The organism is Streptomyces pactum, assembly GCF_016031615.1.
Classification (GTDB): Bacteria; Actinomycetota; Actinomycetes; order Streptomycetales; family Streptomycetaceae; genus Streptomyces; species Streptomyces pactus.
In genome coordinates, this window is sequence record NZ_JACYXC010000001.1 from 6,953,350 (window position 1) to 6,970,087 (window position 16,738).

Below are 16,738 nucleotides of genomic sequence, written 5' to 3' on the forward strand. Positions count from 1 at the left end.
GGACCACCCCGCGGACGGACCTCCGGCGGTCCGTCCGCCCGGCCGGCCGCCCGCGGCGGCGAGGCTCGGTGAGGTCCGGCGCCGGTCGCACCCGGCTCCCCGCGGGCGCCGCCGGGGTCCCGGCCGCCGGGCCGCCCGGGCGGTACCGGAGGCAGCCCGCCACCCCGGCCGGCGGCACCCCACGTGCCGGCGCGCCCGGACCGGACGACCGCGGGCGGGGCCCGTACGGCCGGGCGCCCGGCCGGTACGCCCCCGGGCCGGACCCGGACACCCCCGGACCCGACCCGGGCGGGAGAGCGCCCGGCGGCGGAACCGCCCACCTGCCCCGGACCCCGGCCGGGCGCCCGGCCCCGGACGCGTACCACGCCGGCGACGCCCCACCGGCACCGGCGCCACCGGCCCGCTCGCCCGACGGCCCGTCAGGCCGCGAGTGCGGCGCACCGGTTCGGCGCCGCCGACCGCTGCCGCCGGTGCGGACGGGCGCGGACCCCGGCCACCGGGGCGCGGAGCGGCGGCGGGGCATCCGCGCGCGGCGGACCGGACGCGGCGGCGGATGAACGGGCCCGGACCCCGACGAGCAGCAACCCGGTACCTCGGACAAGGAACCGCCGCGGGATGCGGCGGGGCGGCGGCCACGACGTGCACGGCGGCCACGACGCCCGGCGAATTGATGGCAGCAGGCAGCGAGGGAAGGTGTCAGCGTGGAGAATGACGAGAAGCTCCGTTACTTCCTCAGGCGGGTTACCGTCGAGCTCACCGAAACCCGCCGCCGGTTGCAGGAACGGGAGTCGGTCGAGGGCGAGCCCATCGCCATCGTCGGCATGTCCTGCCGGTTCCCCGGCGGCGTCGACGGCCCCGAGGGGCTGTGGCAGCTGGTCGCCGACGGCCGCGACGCCATCTCCGACTTCCCCGCCGACCGCGGCTGGGACCTGGAGAGCCTGTACGACCCCGACCCCGACGCCCCCGGCAAGACGTACGGGCGCGCGGGCGGATTCCTCTACGACGCCGACCGTTTCGACGCCGGGTTCTTCGGCATCGGCCCGCGCGAGGCGCTCGCCATGGACCCGCAGCAGCGACTGCTGCTGGAGACGGCGTGGGAGACGTTCGAACGGGCCGGGATCGACCCCGCCGCGGTGCGCGGCCGCCGGGCCGGGGTGTTCGTCGGCACCGGCCACCAGGAGTACGGTGCCCTCCTCCAGCGGGCCACCGAGAACTTCGAGGGCTACCTGCTCTCCGGCAGCGCGGCCAGCGTGATCTCCGGCCGCCTGTCCTACGTGTTCGGCCTGGAGGGCCCGGCGGTCACGGTGGACACCGCCTGCTCGTCCTCGCTGGTGGCGCTCCACCTGGCCTGCCAGGCGCTGCGCCGCGGCGAGTGCGAACTGGCCCTGGCCGGCGGTGCGGCCGTGATGGCGTCCCCGGGGATGTTCGTGGAGTTCGCCCGGCAGCGGGGGCTGTCGCCGGACGGCCGGTGCAAGGCGTTCGCGGCCGCCGCCGACGGCACCGGCTGGGGCGAGGGCGTGGGCCTGCTGCTGGTGGAGCGGCTCTCGGACGCCCGCCGCAACGGGCACCCGGTGCTCGCCGTGGTGCGCGGTTCCGCCGTCAACCAGGACGGTGCGTCCAACGGTCTGACCGCGCCCAACGGCCCGTCCCAGCAGCGGGTGATCTGGCAGGCGCTGGCCGACGCCCGGCTGTCGGCCGCCGACGTGGACGCGGTGGAGGCGCACGGCACCGGCACCGCGCTCGGCGACCCGATCGAGGCGCAGGCGCTGCTGGCGACCTACGGCCAGGACCGGCCCGCCGACCGGCCGCTGTGGCTGGGCTCGGTGAAGTCCAACATCGGCCACACCCAGGCCGCAGCCGGTGTCGCCGGCGTCATCAAGATGGTGCAGGCCATCCGCCACGGCCGGCTGCCGCGCACCCTGCACGTCGACGCGCCGTCCCCGCACGTCGACTGGAGCGCCGGCCGGGTCGAACTGCTCACCGAGCCCAAGGACTGGCCGGACGCCGACCGTCCGCGGCGCGCCGGTGTCTCCTCCTTCGGCGTCAGCGGCACCAACGCACACGTGATCCTGGAGCAGGCACCGCCGGAGGGCACCGGGGAGACGGCCGCCGGTGCGGGGCCCGCGGCCAGCGGGGAGACGGCGGCCGGCGGCGCGGCCGAGGCCGGCCCGGCCGCCCGGGGCGTCGTGCCCTGGCTGGTGTCGGCCCGCGACGAACGGGCCCTGCGGGCCCAGGCCGGCCGGCTCGCCGACTTCGCCGCCGCCCACCCGGAGCTGGACCCCGCCGACGTGGGCCGGTCACTGGCCACCGCCCGGAGCGCGCTGGAACACCGGGCGGTGGTGGTCGCCGCCGACCGGGACGGACTCGTCGCGGCCCTGCGCGGCCTCGCCGGGGGCGCGGACGGCGCCGCGGCGGTCACCGGCCGGGCCACGGACGCCCACCGCCCGGTGTTCGTCTTCCCCGGCCAGGGCGCGCAGTGGGCGGGCATGGCGGTGGAACTGCTGGACACCTCGGCGGTGTTCGCCGCCCGCGTCCAGGAGTGCGAGGCCGCCCTCGCCGAGTTCGTGGACTGGTCCCTGACCGACGTGCTGCGCGGCGCCGCCGGCGCGCCCGGCCTGGACCGGGTCGATGTGGTGCAGCCCGTGCTGTGGGCCGTGATGGTCTCCCTCGCCGGACTGTGGCGCTCCTTCGGCGTCGAACCGGCCGCGGTGGTCGGTCACTCGCAGGGCGAGATCGCCGCCGCCGTGGTGGCCGGCGGCCTGTCCCTGGCCGACGGCGCGCGGGTGGTCGCGCTGCGCAGCCGGGCGCTGGGCGTACTGGCCGGCCGGGGCGGCATGGTCTCCGTCGCCCTGCCGCGCCCGGACGTGGAGGAGCTGCTGGCCCCCTGGGACGGCCGCCTGACGGTGGCTGCGCTCAACGGTCCCGCCGCCGTGGTCGTCTCCGGCGACGCGGACGCGGTGGACGAACTGCTCACCGCCTGCGAGCGCGACGGCGTACGCGCCCGCCGGATCGACGTGGACTACGCCTCCCACTCACCGCACGTCGAGGCCATCGAGGACGACCTCGCCGCGGCCCTGGCGCCGGTGTCCCCCCGCGCGGGCCAGGTGCCGTTCTTCTCCACCGTGACGGGGGACTGGCTGGACACCACCGCGCTGGACGCCGCCTACTGGTACACCAACCTGCGGCGGACCGTGCTCCTGGAACCCGCGGTGCGCGCCCTCGCGGAGCAGGGCCACACCGCCTACGCGGAGATGAGCCCGCACCCGGTGCTCGCCGCCGCGATCGAGGAGACGCTGGACGCCGCGGACACCCCCGGGCCGGTGGTGGGCTCGCTCCGCCGCGACGAGGGCGGCTGGGCGCGCTTCCTGACCTCGGTGGCCCAGGCGTACACCCGCGGGGTGGCGGTGGACTGGACCGCGGCCTTCGCCGGCGTACCCGGCCGGCTGGACCCGCACCTGCTGCCCACCTACGCCTTCCAGCGCCGCCGGTACTGGGTGGACACCGTGTCCGGCGGGGCGGCCGGCGGCCCGCCGGCCGCGGACGACCCCACCGAGGCCGGCTTCTGGGAGGCCGTCGAGCGCCAGGACCTGGACCGGCTGGCCGAGTCGCTGGACATCGCCGACGACGACCAGCGGTCCACCCTCGCCTCGCTGCTGCCGGTGCTCTCCTCGTGGCGGGACCGCGGCCGGACGCGCGCCGCCGCGGACGCCCGGCGTTACCGGGTCGCCTGGCGGCCCGCCGCCGTCCCCGACCCGGCGGCCGCCCGGCTGTCCGGCGACTGGCTGCTGGTGGTCCCCGCCGCGCCGGGAGCCTCCGGCGCCCCGGAGGCGGGGGAGCCGCGGGACACCGCCGGGCACCGGGCGGCCGCGGTCGCCACCGCCCTGCGCGGGGCCGGCGCCCGGACCGTGGAACTCGTGCCGGCGGACGCGGCGGACCGGGCGGCGCTCGCCCGGCGGCTGCGCGCGGCGGCCGCGGACCGGACCGGGATCGCCGGCGTCCTGTCCCTGCTGGCCGTGCCGGACGACGGTGCCGGGTCCGGCGGCCCGGCCGTACCCGACGACTCCGCCGTGCCCGCCGGCTCCGACAGGCCCGGGGACCGTGCCGGGTCCGGCGGCCCGGCCGACCGGGCGGTGGCCCGGGACGGCGCGCTCGCCGCCACGGTCGCGCTCGTCCAGGCGCTCGGCGACGCCGGCGTCACCGCCCCGCTGTGGTGCGTCACCCGGTCCGCGGTGACCGCCGGGGACGCCGACCCGGCACCGGACGCGGGCGGGGCACCGGTGTGGGGCCTGGGCCAGGTGCTGGCCCTGGAGCACCCCGACCGGTGGGGCGGCCTGATCGATCTCCCCCCGGCGCGCGGCGGTTCCGCGCGGGACGACGCCGCGTGGTCCCTCCTGCCGGCCGTGCTGGCCGGCGCCACCGGCGAGGACGAGGTGGCGGTACGCGAGGCCGGGGTCTTCGTCCGCAGGCTGCTGCGCGCCCCCGCGGGCGCCCGCACCGCCCCGCGGCGGTGGCGGCCGGAGGGCACCGTACTGGTCACCGACGCCACCGGCGAACCGGGCGCGCACACCGCCCGCTGGCTGGCGCGCGAAGGCGCCGGGCGGCTGGTGCTGATCACCCGCCCGGACGCGGACCCCGCCCGGGCGGCGGAGCTGGAGCGCGAACTGACCGGGCTGGGCGTCGCCGTGACGCTCGCCCCCTGCGACCTCGCCGACCGGGACGCGCTGGCCGCGCTGCTGGACGGCCTGGGCGAGGACGGGGCACCGACCGCCGTGATGCACACCGCCGGCCCGGCGGCCGGCGGCGGCCTCGACGGACTCACCCCCAAGGACCTGACGCGGGCGCTGCGCCCCGCCCTGGCCGGCGCGTGGCACCTGCACGAGCTGACCGCGGACCGGGACCTGTCCGCGTTCGTCCTGTACGCCTCCGCCGCCGGCACCGTGGGCGCACCCGGGCGGGCCGCGCGGGCGGCCCTGGACGCCTCGTACGAGGCACTCGCCCGGCACCGCCGCGCGGCCGGGCACACCGCCACCGTGGTGGCCTGGGGACCGTGGGAGGAGCCCGGGGACCGGCCGGAGGAGGACGACGGGCGGCCGGGCGGCGGCTGGACCCCGCTGGCCACCGAGGCGGCGCTGGCCGCCCTCGGCCAGGCCCTGGACCACGACGAGACCTCCGTCCTGGTCGCCGACATCGCCTGGCCGCACTTCGCCCGGCTGTTCACCGCGGCCCGCGGCGGCGCCCTGATCAGCGCGGTGCCACAGGCCCGGCAGGGGACCGGCACCGACGGTGACGCGGCGGACGGCACCGGCTCCGCGGCGGACGCGCTGCGCCGCCGGCTGGCCGGGCTGCCCGCGTCCGAACGGGACCGGGCCGTCGTCGAACTGCTGGAGACCCACATCGCGGCGGTGCTCGGCACCGAGGAACCGGTCGCCCCGGACCGCCCGTTCACCGAGCTGGGCTTCGTCTCGCTGACCGCCGTGGAGCTGCGCAACCGGCTCAACGCCGTCACCGGACTGCGGCTGCCGGCGACCGCGGTGTTCGACCACCCGACCCCGCGGGAGCTGGGCCGCCGGCTGCTGACCGACCTGCTGGGCACCGACGGGGCACCCGCCGCACCGGCCGCCGCGGCCCCGGCCGCCGCCGACGACGAGCCGATCGCCATCGTGGCCATGGCCTGCCGCTTCCCCGGCGACGTCGGCTCCCCGGAGGACCTGTGGCGGCTGGTGGACGGCGGCGGCGACGCGATCTCGGAGTTCCCCGCCGACCGCGGCTGGGACATCGACGCCGTCTACGACCCCGACCCGGACCGCCCGGGCCGCACCTACACCCGCGAGGGCGGGTTCATCGCCGGCGCGGACCGGTTCGACGCCGCCCTGTTCGGCATCAGCCCGCGCGAGGCGCTCGCCATGGACCCGCAGCAGCGGCTGCTGCTGGAGACGGCCTGGGAGGCGTTCGAACGGGCCGGGATCGCGCCCGACTCGCTGCGCGGCAGCCGCACCGGGGTCTTCGCCGGCTCCAGCGGCCAGGACTACACCCAGCTGATGATCGGCGCGTCGGCCGCGGGCGTCGAGGGCTACGCGCTGACCGGCAACGCCGCCAGCGTCATCTCCGGACGGCTGGCCTACACCTTCGGCCTGGAGGGGCCGGCGGTCACGGTGGACACCGCCTGCTCGTCCTCGCTGGTCGCGCTCCACCTGGCCTGCCAGTCGGTGCGCAGCGGTGAGAGCTCGCTGGCGCTGGCGGCCGGCGTGACGGTGCTGAGCACGCCGCTGGCGTTCATCGGCTTCAGCCGGCAGCGCGGGCTGGCCCCCGACGGCCGCTGCAAGGCCTTCTCCGCCGCCGCCGACGGCACCGCCTGGGCCGAGGGTGCCGGGGTGGTGCTGGTGGAGCGGCTCTCGGACGCCCGGCGCAACGGCCACCCGGTGCTGGCCGTGGTCCGGGGCACCGCCGTCAACCAGGACGGCGCGTCCAACGGCCTGGCCGCGCCCAACGGACCCGCCCAGCAGCGGGTGATCCGCCAGGCGCTGGCCAACGCCCGGCTGGCGCCCGCCGAGGTGGACGCGGTGGAGGCGCACGGCACCGGCACCCCCCTCGGCGACCCGATCGAGGCGCAGGCGCTGCTGGCGACCTACGGCCGGGACCGGCCCGCCGACCGGCCGCTGTGGCTGGGCACGGTGAAGTCGAACATCGGCCACGCCGCGGCCGCCGCCGGCATCGCCGGGGTGATCAAGATGGTGCTGGCGATGGAGCACGGCACGCTGCCGCGCACCCTGCACGCCGAGGAGCCCACCCCGCACGTGGACTGGTCCGCGGGCGCGGTCTCGCTGCTCACTCGGCCGGTCCCGTGGCCGGAGACCGGCCGTCCGCGCCGGGCCGGCGTCTCCTCCTTCGGCGTCAGCGGCACCAACGCCCACGCCATCATCGAACAGGCCCCCGACCCGGCCCCGATCCCGGAGCCGGAACCCGCCGGCGCCGGCGGGCGGGCGTCCCGGGCACGGGCGGAGGAGGCACCGGCGACCGGCGGGCCGTCGGGTGACGCGTCCGGCACCGCCGCGGCGCCGTCGCCGGGCGCCGCACCGCTGCCCCCCTCCGCCGTCCCGTGGCTGCTGTCCGCCCGGAGCGAGCCGGCGCTGCGCGCCCAGGCCGCACGGCTCCGCGACCACCTGGCCGAACGGCCCGGAGCGAGCCCGGTGGACGTCGGCCGCTCGCTGGCGCTCACCCGCTCCGCGCTGGAGCACCGGGCGGCCGTCGTCGCGGGCGGGCGGGAGGAACTGCTCGCCGGGCTCGACGCGCTGGCCGCGGGCCGGGTCGCCCCCGGTCTGGTGCGCGGCGTCGCCCAGGGCGGCCGGACCGCGTTCCTCTTCCCCGGCCAGGGCAGCCAGCGGCCGGGCGCCGGCCGCGAACTCCACGCCGCCTTCCCGGTGTTCGCCGACGCCCTGGACGAGGTCTGCGGCCTGCTCGACGGCCACCTCGCCGAGCACCTCGGCCGGCCGCTGCGCGAGGTGATGTTCGCCGACCCCGGGACCGCGGCGGCGGACCTGCTCGACCGGACGGTCTGCACCCAGCCCGCGCTGTTCGCCCTCGGGGTGGCGCTGGCCCGGCTGCTGGAGTCCTGGGGCGTGGTCCCCGACCGGGTGAGCGGCCACTCGATCGGCGAGCTGACCGCGGCGCACGTGGCCGGGGTGCTCTCCCTGGAGGACGCCTGCGCGCTGGTCGCGGCGCGCGGCCGGCTGATGGACGGCACCGGCACCGACGGGGCCATGATCGCGGTGGAGGCGCCCGAGGACGAGGTGGCACCGCTGCTGGCGGACGTCGCCCACCTGGTGTCCGTCGCGGCGGTCAACGGGCCGCGGGCCACGGTGCTCTCCGGCGACGCCGCCGCGGTGACCCGGATCGCGGACGCCCTCGCCGCACAGGGCCGCCGGACCAAGCGCCTGCGGGTGTCGCGGGCGTTCCACTCGCCGCTCATGGACGGCGTCCTGGAGGAGTTCGGCCGGGTCGCGGCCGGACTGTCCTACCGGACCCCGCGCACACCCCTGGTCTCCAACCTCACCGGCGACCGGGCTGGCGAGGAACTGGGCACGCCCGAGTACTGGGTGCGCCATCTGCGCGAGGCGGTCCGCTTCGGCGACGGAGTCCGCCGGATGGCCGCCGACGGCGTCACCGGCTGGCTGGAACTGGGCCCCGGCGGAGTGCTCTCGGGCCTGGTCGCCGACTGCCTGACCGACACCGGCGCGCCCGCCGCCGCGGTGCCGCTGCTCCGGCGCGACCGCCCCGAACCCGCCGCCCTGCTGCTGGGCCTGGCCCAGGCGCACGCGCACGGCGTCCCGGTGGACTGGCGGGCCGTGTTCGACGGCCCGGACGGCCCCCGCGGCCCGCTGGTGGAGCTGCCGACGTACCCCTTCCAGCGGCAGCGGTACTGGCCCGAGTGGTCCATGGCGGCACCCGGCACCGCCGTACCGGACGCCACACCCGCCGGCCCGGATCCCGGCACCGCCGCGGCCGGCGGTCCCGCCGCGCTGCGGCGGCGGCTGGCGGAGCTGCCGCCCGCCGAACGGGACGAGGCGGTACGGGAACTGGCGGCCGCGCACATCGCCGCGGTGCTGGGGCACCCGACGACCGAAGAGGTGGAGAACAGCACCGGACTGCCCGAGCTGGGCTTCGACTCGCTGGCGGCGACCGAACTGCGCGACGGGCTGCGGGCCGCCACCGGGCTGCCGCTCGCCGCCTCCCTGGTCTTCGAACACCCCACGCTCAAGGAACTCACCGCCCACCTGGTCGCCGGCCTGGAAACGGCCGGCCCGCCGGACGCGCCGCCGGCCGGCCCGGACGAGGCGCGGACGGACGGCGGCACCGCGCCCGGGGAGCGCGGCACCACGCCGAAGGCGGCCGGCCCCGCCGCGGCGGACGGCCCGCCCGAGGGCACCCTGACCGCGCTGGCGCTGCGGGCCGCCGAACTCGGCCGGTTCGGGCGGGTCCGGGAGCTGCTGATGGCCGCCTCCGAGTTCCGTCCCGCCTTCGGCGCCGACGAGGCCACGGCGGCGGACCCGCCGGCCGCCCCCGCCCCGGTCCGTCTCTCCCGCGGCCCGCAGGGACCCGCCCTGCACTGCTTCCCGTCCTTCGCCGGCCGCTCCTCGGCCCGGCAGTACGCCCGGCTCGCCGCGGCCGTCCACCGCCGGCGCGACCTGTGGGCGCTGCCCGCCCCCGGGTTCGCCGCCGGCGAGCGGCTCCCGGCGGACACCGCCGCGCTGGTCCGGCTGCACGCCCGGCAGGTGCTGCGGCAGGCCGGCGACCGGCCGTTCGCGATCCTGGGGCACTCCTCCGGCGGCTGGATCGCCCACGCGGTCGCGGCGTGGCTGGAACAGCGGGGCACCCCGGCCGCGGGGCTGGTGCTGCTGGACAGCTACTGGCCCGGCAGCACCGTCCTGCCCCGCATCCACGCCGCGATCGCCGGGCAGCTCACCGGCGCCCGCGGGGACGCCCCCGGCGCGGCGGACGAGCGGTGGGACGACCTGGCGCTCACCGCGATGGGCGGCTACGACCGGCTCTTCGAGCCCTGGGAGCCCGAGGCCATCGCCACCCCGACCCTGCTGGTGCGGGCCACCGACCCGCTCCCCGGCTACCCGGCCGAGGACTGGCGGGCCTCCTGGCGGCTCGACCACACCGCGGTGGACGTCCCCGGCAACCACTTCACCGTGATCCGGGAGCACAGCGCTCCGACCATGCGGGCCGTCACCGACTGGCTCGCGTCCACCTCCCGCCCCGAGTGAAAGGCGACACATGAGTATCGACCAGGACGTGCTGGACGGGCAGGCCCCTTACCACAAGCGCGCCCTCGCCTTCTACGACCTGATGGTCCACCGCGGCAGCGCTCCGTTCTTCTGGCGCTGCCCGTCGCGGAACTTCCTGAAGATGTACGACACCTGCGTCGGCGCCGAGCACGTGGAGATCGGCGTCGGCACCGGCTACCTCCTCGACCACTGCCACTTCCCGGTCCCCGATCCGCGGATCACCCTGGTCGACCTCAACCCCGCCACCTTGGACTTCACCGCCGAGCGGCTGAAGCAGTACCACACCACCAAGGTCGTGGCCAACGCGCTGGAACCGCTGCCGCTGCCCAAGGGCTTCCACGACTCGGTCGCGCTCAGCTTCCTGCTGCACTGCATCCCCGGCAGCCTGCGGGAGAAGGGCGTGGTGTTCGCGCACGCCGCCGAGGTGGTCAAGCCCGGCGGCGTGGTGTTCGGCAGCACGGTGCTCTCCTCCGGAGTCCCGGTGACCGGCGCCGGCCGCTGGCTCATGCGCAACCTCAACGCCAAGGGCATCTTCCACAACGAGGAGGACAGCCTCGACGACCTGCGCGACCAGCTCGACAAGCACTTCGCCAGCCACCAGCTGGTGGTGCGCGGCAGCGTGGGCCTGTTCCGCGCCCGCACCGCCGCCGGCTGACCCCGCCGGTGAACCCTCGCTACGAAAGGAATTCGCCCGTGGGCACCCGCTGGTACGCGATCGACGAGGCCGACGAATCCTTCCTCGACACGGCGCCGCTGCGCCACGCCCGCTCCGTGGACATCCCCTTCCCGGCCGAGCAGACCTGGGCCGCGCTCACCGGGGACGAGGTGTCGAGCTGGACGAAGGGCATGAACAAGCTCACCTGGACCTCGCCGCGGCCGTTCGGCGTCGGCACCACCAGGCAGATCGACATGAGCGGCAACTTCCTGCTCCGGGAGCGCTTCTTCCGCTGGGAGGAGGGACGCCGGAAGACCTTCACCGGCGTCGAGGCGACCCGCCCGATCTTCAAGCACCTGGTCGAGGACTACCTCGTCGAGCCGACACCGCAGGGGTCGCGGTTCAGCTGGCGCTTCGCCGCCCAGCTGCGGCGGCCGTGGAACTTCCTCCAGGGCCCCCTGGACCGGTTCTTCTTCGCCCCCACGGGGCGGTCACACATCGACGGACTGCGCGACTTCATGATCAGCCGCGCCGGCGCGGGCGGCGACTTCACGGCGAAGGGGAACTGACATGTGTGGGATCTCCGGCTGGATCTCCTTCCAGCGGAACCTGGCGGACGACCGGGAACTGGCCTCGCTGCGCGCGATGAACGAGACCATGGTCTGCCGCGGCCCGGACGCCGAGGGCACCTGGGTGTCCCGGTCGGCCGCGCTCGGGCACCGCCGGCTCGCCGTCATCGACATCGAGGGCGGCACCCAGCCGATGGTGGTGGAGACGCCGGACGGCCCGGTCGCCATGACCTACAGCGGTGAGGCGTACAACTTCACCGAGCTCCGCGACGAACTGCGCCGCCGCGGCCACTCCTTCCGCACCGCCAGCGACACCGAGGTCGTCCTCCGCGGCTACCTGGAGTGGGGCGAGGCAGTCGCCGAACGGCTCAACGGCATGTACGCCCTGGGCATCTGGGACGGCCGCACCGAACGGCTGGTGCTGCTGCGGGACCGGCTGGGGATCAAGCCCCTCTACTACTACCCCACCAAGGACGGGGTGCTCTTCGGGTCGGAGGCCAAGGCCATCCTGGCCCACCCGCTGGCCGAGGCGGTGGTGGACACCGACGGCTTCCGCGAGCTGTTCGGCTTCGTCAAGACCCCCGGCCACTCGGTCTGGTCCGGCATGCACGAGGTCAAGCCGGGCGCGCTGGTCACGGTGGACCGCGGCGGGCTGCGCGAGCACGTGTACTGGAAGCTGGAGGTGGCCGAGCACCGCGATGACACCCCCACCACCGTCGCGCGCATCTCCGAGCTGCTGGACGACATCGTGGCCCGCCAGCTGGTGGCCGACGTCCCGCTGTGCGTCCTGCTCTCCGGCGGCCTGGACTCCAGCGCGCTGACCGCGCTGACCGCCCGCCACCTGCGGGAGCGCGGCGAACAGGTCCGTTCCTTCACCGTCGACTTCGTGCAGAGCGGCGGCTTCCGGACGGACGACGAACTGCGCGCCACCCAGGACGCCCCGTTCGCCCGTCAGGTCGTCGAGCACGTCGGCGCCCTCCACCAGGACATCCGGCTGGACCACCAGGAGCTGGCCAACCCCGAGGTGCGGCAGGCCACCGTCGGCGCCCGCGACCTGCCCTTCGGCTTCGGCGAGGCGGACAACTCGCTGTACCTGCTCTTCAAGGCCATCCGCGAGCACTCCACGGTGGCGCTGTCCGGCGAGTCGGCCGACGAGATCTTCGGCGGCTACCCCTGGTTCCACATCCCGGCCGTGCAGCAGGCCGACATGTTCCCCTGGGTGACCGCCTCCACGCTCAACCCCTCCGGCCACCCCACCAAGCTCATCGACCCGGAACTGCTGCTGACCACCCTGGACGTGCCCGGCTACTGGGCCCAGCGGTACGCCGAGGCGGTGGCCCAGGTGCCCGGCCACGACGGCGAGGACCCGCACGAGCGCCGCATGCGGCAGCACTGCTACGTGCACCTGACGAGCCTGCTGGGGATGCTGCTGGACCGCAAGGACCGGATGAGCATGGCGGTCGGCCTGGAGGTGCGGGTGCCGTTCTGCGACCACCGGCTGGTCGAGTACGTGTTCAACACCCCCTGGGCGATGAAGACCTTCGACGGCAAGGAGAAGAGCCTGCTGCGCGCCGCGGTCCGCGACGCCCTCCCGGCGTCGGTGGCCGACCGCACCAAGGCCCTGTACCCGCACACCCAGGAGCTGGCGTACGTCGCCGAGCTCCAGCGCCAGGTCTCCGAGCGGCTGGCGGACGGGCACCAGGCCGTGGACTTCTTCGACGCGGCCGCCCTGCGCAAGGCCGCCGGCGGGCCGGCCGAGGCCGTCCAGCGCGACGAGCGCGAGGCGTTCGAGCGGGTGCTGGACCTGGCCGTCTGGCTGGACATCCGGCGGCCGGCCGTCAAGCTCTCCTGACCCCCTCCTCCTTCCGTTTCTAAGGAGCACCTCCGACATGGCCGTTGACAACGACCTGTACAACGCCCCGGACGCCTGGTGGCGCGACGACCAGCCGTTCGCCACGCTCAAGGAGTTCACCCCGGCGCGGTTCCGCTACTTCCACACCGTCCTCACCGAGCGGCTGCGGATGGACCTCGCCGGCCTGAAGGTGCTGGACGTCGGCTGCGGCGGCGGGCTGCTCGCCGAACAGTTCGCCGCCGCGGGCTGCAAGGTCACCGGCATCGACCCGTCCAAGGAGTCCTTGGCGGCGGCCACCGAGCACGCCCGGGAGTCGGGGCTGGAGATCGAGTACCGGCACGGCGTCGCCGAGCGGCTGCCGTTCCCGGACGGCGCCTTCGACCTGGTCTACTGCTGCGACACCCTGGAACACGTCACCAGCCCCGACCAGGCGGTCGGCGAGGCGGTCCGGGTCCTCAAGCCCGGCGGCTACTACCTCTACGACACCATCAACCGGACCTTCCGCTCCTGGCTGGTGATGATCAAGGTCGCCCAGGACTGGAAGTCCGTCAGCTTCGCCCCGCGCAACCTGCACGACTGGAAGCAGTTCATCAAGCCGTCCGAACTGCACGCCCTGTTCGCCAAGCACGGCCTGGACAACCGGGACCTGGTCGGCTTCGGCTCCAGCCGCCCGCAGCGCGAGGTCATGCGGCTGCTGCGCAGCCGCGCCCGCGGCGAGATCACCTACGGCGAACTGGGCCGCCAGTTCGGCCTCGCCCTCAACAAGGACACCTCCATCATCTACGCCGGATACGCCCACAAGACGGGAGGGAGCGCCCATGCCGGCCGCTGACGGCACGTCCCGGACGGCCCCCGACGTGCGGGTGCCGGTCCTCGTCGTGGGGGCCGGACCGGCCGGTCTGGCCGCCTCCCTGGCCCTGTCCCGCTACGGGGTGCGCCACCTGGTGGTGCACCGGCACCCGGGCACCGCGCACACCCCGCGCGCCCACCTGCTCAACCAGCGCACCGGGGAGATCCTGCGCGACCTCGGCGTCGCCGACCGGGTGCTGGCCGAGGCGGCCCCCGCGGACCTGCTGGCCAACCACGTCTTCATGACCACCTTCGCCGGGGCGGAGATCAGCCGGCTCGACGCGTACGGCAACGGGCCGGACCGGATCGGGGACTACCGCGCCGCCAGCCCCGCCCCGATGTGCAACCTCCCGCAGCACCTGATGGAGCCGCTGATGGCGGCGGCCGTCCAGGAGGCCGGCGTCGGAGAGCTGCGGTTCGGGCAGGATTTCCGCGGCCTGGAACAGGACGAGGACGGCGTCACGGCACGGGTCGCGGACCGGGACTCGGGCCGCGAGTACACCGTGCGCGCCGACTACGTCATCGGTGCCGACGGGGCCCGCAGCCGGGTCATGGAACAGCTCGGACTCACCGTCGAGGGCCCCAGTGGCTTCGCCGGGGCCGTCTCCACCTGGTTCGAGGCCGACCTGTCCCGCTTCAGCGCGCACCGCCCCGCCATCCTCTACATGGGCACCCGGCCGGGGGACCGCCCCGGCGACATGCGGGTCTTCATCTCCGTCCGGCCGTGGAACGAGTGGGTGTTCCTCTGCGCCGACGACCCGGACGGCGGCTTCGACAAGAACGACCCGGAGGCGATGCGCGCGCGCATCGTCGAGAGCATCGGCGACTCCTCCGTGCCGGTCACCATCAAGAACATCTCCCCGTGGGCGCTGAGCAGCACCATCGCGCCCCGCTACGGGGTCGGCCGGGTGTTCTGCGTCGGCGACGCGGTGCACCAGAGCCCGCCGACCAACGGCCTGGGCCTGAACACCGCGCTCGCGGACTCCTTCAACCTGTGCTGGAAGCTCCGGCTGGTGCTGGAGGGCCGGGCCGGCCCCGGGCTGCTGGAGACCTACCAGAGCGAACGCCAACCGGTCGGCGCGCAGGCGGTGGACCGGGCCTTCCGCTCCATGCTCGACCTGCACGGCGTCGCGCAGGCGCTGGGGTTCGCCGAGGGCCAGGACGCCGACGAGCAGTGGCGGCTGCTGCGGGAGCTGGAGGAGGACACCAAGGAGGGCCAGGCCCGGCGCGAGGCGCTGGCCGCCGCCACCGGGCAGATCAACTACCAGGTCAACGCCCACGGCGTGGAGCTGGGGTACCGCTACCGGTCCGGTGCCGTCGTCCCCGACGGCACCCCCGAGCCGCTGCCCGACGGTGATCCCGAGCTGTACTACCGGGCGACCACCTGGCCCGGCGCGCGGCTGCCGCACGCCTGGCTGGAGGACGGCCGGCGCCGCTGCTCCACCCTGGACGTCACCGGGCACGGCCGCTTCGTCCTGCTCACCGGGCCCGGCGGCGGACGCTGGCACGAGGCGGCCCGCGCGGCCGCCGAGCTGACCGGGGTGCCGGTGACGGTGCGCGGCATCGGCCCCGGCGAGGCGCTCCGCGACCCGTACGGCCAGTGGGAGCGGGTCCGGGAGGTGGCCGCCGACGGCGGCGTCCTGGTGCGCCCCGACGGGCACGTCGGCTGGCGCGCCGCCACCGCGGACGCGGCCGACCAACTGCCGGCCGTGATGGCCCGGCTGCTGTGCCACCCCTCCGCCACCCCCGGGGCGGAGGGGCCGGGCACGGCCCCGGCGGCGGACGCGGCCGGCCCCGCCGCCGGCTGACCCCGCGGCACCCGCCGCCCACGGCCCGGACCGCCCCGCCCGGCGGTCCGGGCCGTACGCGTCACGCGCCGGGGACGCACGCCTCCGGGCCGCGTGCGTCACGTAGCAAGGCCGCACGCCTCCGGGCCGCGTACGGCCGGGCCCGTTCGTGGTCCGGACCTCCGCGCCCGTCCGCTCACCGCCCGGTCCCTGCGCGTCCTGCTGCCACGCGAACGGGCCGCCGGCACACCCATGGCGTGCGGCCCCGGTGGCCCGCGCGGTACGCGCCCGGCCGCGCCTTGACCTCAACCATGGATGAGGTTCTACGTTCGTCCCCCACCCGTGAACACACCGAAGGGGGCAGCCGAACATGGCGCTCAAGGAGTACCCGTCCGAGGAACTGGCCGCCCAGCCCATCGGCGCGTGGAGCGGAGAGGCCTACCGGCGGGTGGTCGGCGCGCTCCGCGCCCAGCTGGCGGTGGAGGACCTCACGCAGCCGCACTGGTGGACCCTCAACCACGTCGCCGGCGCCCCCGGCCGGTGGACGCGGGCCGCGCTGACCGAGCGGCTGGCCCGCTACGACGACCAGGACACCGACTTCGACGGTGTCTACGACGACCTGCTCCGGCGGGGCTGGCTGACCGAGGACGAGGGGCGGATGACGCTGACCGGGGAGGGGGAGGCGGGCCGCCTGCGCGCCGCGGAACGCAACCGGCGCGTGCACCGGCAGACGCACGAGGGCATCCCCACCGCCGACTTCGTGACCACGATCAACGTCCTGCGCCGCATGGTCGCCAACCTGGGCGGCGACGGCGACCTGCCGGACCGGGGCGTCTGACGCCCCGCCGGGCGCCGGAACCCGGGCGCCGGCACCCCGGGCGCCGTACCTCCGGCGGGCCCCGGAGCCCCGGCCCGCGGACCGGCCTTCCGGAATCCCGGCCGGCCGGTCCGGCGGTCCGGGCCGGCCGTCCGCCGGCCATCGCGCCCGCCGGTCCGGCGGCCCCACGCCAGGACGTCGGGCGCGGGCCTTCCGGGCCGGACCGGCGGCCGGCCGGGCGCCCCCGGCTCCGGCCGGCGCCGGCACCGGGCCCGTCATCCGTTGCCCGTGGCGGTCGCCCGGCGCGGTGACGAACCGTCCGGTGCCGAGAAAAAGGCGGCGTGCCGGACAACCTCCGCGCCGTCCGCCCCCTCTGAATGGACGGCGGGCGCCACGGCAGCCGCGACCGGCTCCCCCTCCC

General features: G+C 76.5%; 7 protein-coding genes. All 7 read left to right on the forward strand.

Annotation, left to right across the window (positions count from 1 at the left end; all coding sequences use genetic code 11):
• Positions 1–701 precede the first annotated feature (701 nt).
• Positions 702–9,767 carry a type I polyketide synthase gene (locus tag IHE55_RS27525; protein ID WP_197991504.1) on the forward strand — a complete coding sequence of 3,022 codons (9,066 nt, stop codon included), beginning with the start codon at positions 702–704 and terminating at the stop codon, positions 9,765–9,767.
• A 10-nt stretch (positions 9,768–9,777) separates the two neighbouring features.
• Complete coding sequence (locus tag IHE55_RS27530) at positions 9,778–10,443, forward strand: class I SAM-dependent methyltransferase (RefSeq protein ID WP_197991505.1); 666 nt, start codon at positions 9,778–9,780, stop codon at positions 10,441–10,443.
• A 38-nt stretch (positions 10,444–10,481) separates the two neighbouring features.
• Positions 10,482–11,012, forward strand: coding sequence for an SRPBCC family protein (locus IHE55_RS27535; RefSeq protein ID WP_197991506.1), 531 nt, complete (start codon positions 10,482–10,484; stop codon positions 11,010–11,012).
• A gap of 1 nt (position 11,013) precedes the next feature.
• Positions 11,014–12,864, forward strand: coding sequence for an asparagine synthase (glutamine-hydrolyzing) (gene asnB / locus IHE55_RS27540; protein WP_197991507.1), 1,851 nt, complete (start codon positions 11,014–11,016; stop codon positions 12,862–12,864).
• Positions 12,865–12,901: 37 nt separating this feature from the next.
• A complete protein-coding gene (ubiG, locus tag IHE55_RS27545) occupies positions 12,902–13,696 on the forward strand; it encodes a bifunctional 2-polyprenyl-6-hydroxyphenol methylase/3-demethylubiquinol 3-O-methyltransferase UbiG (protein WP_197991508.1) in 795 nt (264 codons plus the stop codon).
• Positions 13,683–15,521 carry an FAD-dependent monooxygenase gene (locus IHE55_RS27550; RefSeq protein WP_197991509.1) on the forward strand — a complete coding sequence of 613 codons (1,839 nt, stop codon included), beginning with the start codon at positions 13,683–13,685 and terminating at the stop codon, positions 15,519–15,521. The genes ubiG and IHE55_RS27550 overlap by 14 nt, the downstream gene beginning before the upstream one ends.
• Positions 15,522–15,870: 349 nt before the next feature.
• Positions 15,871–16,338 carry a winged helix DNA-binding protein gene (locus IHE55_RS27555; protein WP_197991510.1) on the forward strand — a complete coding sequence of 156 codons (468 nt, stop codon included), beginning with the start codon at positions 15,871–15,873 and terminating at the stop codon, positions 16,336–16,338.
• Positions 16,339–16,738 lie beyond the last annotated feature (400 nt).

Excerpts from the sequence above, each read along its gene's own strand:
- ubiG (WP_197991508.1), top strand. The coding sequence starts at position 12,902 with ATGGCCGTTGACAACGACCTGTACAACGCCCCGGACGCCTGGTGGCGC.
- IHE55_RS27530 (WP_197991505.1), top strand. The coding sequence starts at position 9,778 with ATGAGTATCGACCAGGACGTGCTGGACGGGCAGGCCCCTTACCACAAG.
- IHE55_RS27555 (WP_197991510.1), top strand. The coding sequence starts at position 15,871 with ATGGCGCTCAAGGAGTACCCGTCCGAGGAACTGGCCGCCCAGCCCATC.
- IHE55_RS27550 (WP_197991509.1), top strand. The coding sequence starts at position 13,683 with ATGCCGGCCGCTGACGGCACGTCCCGGACGGCCCCCGACGTGCGGGTG.
- asnB (WP_197991507.1), top strand. The coding sequence starts at position 11,014 with ATGTGTGGGATCTCCGGCTGGATCTCCTTCCAGCGGAACCTGGCGGAC.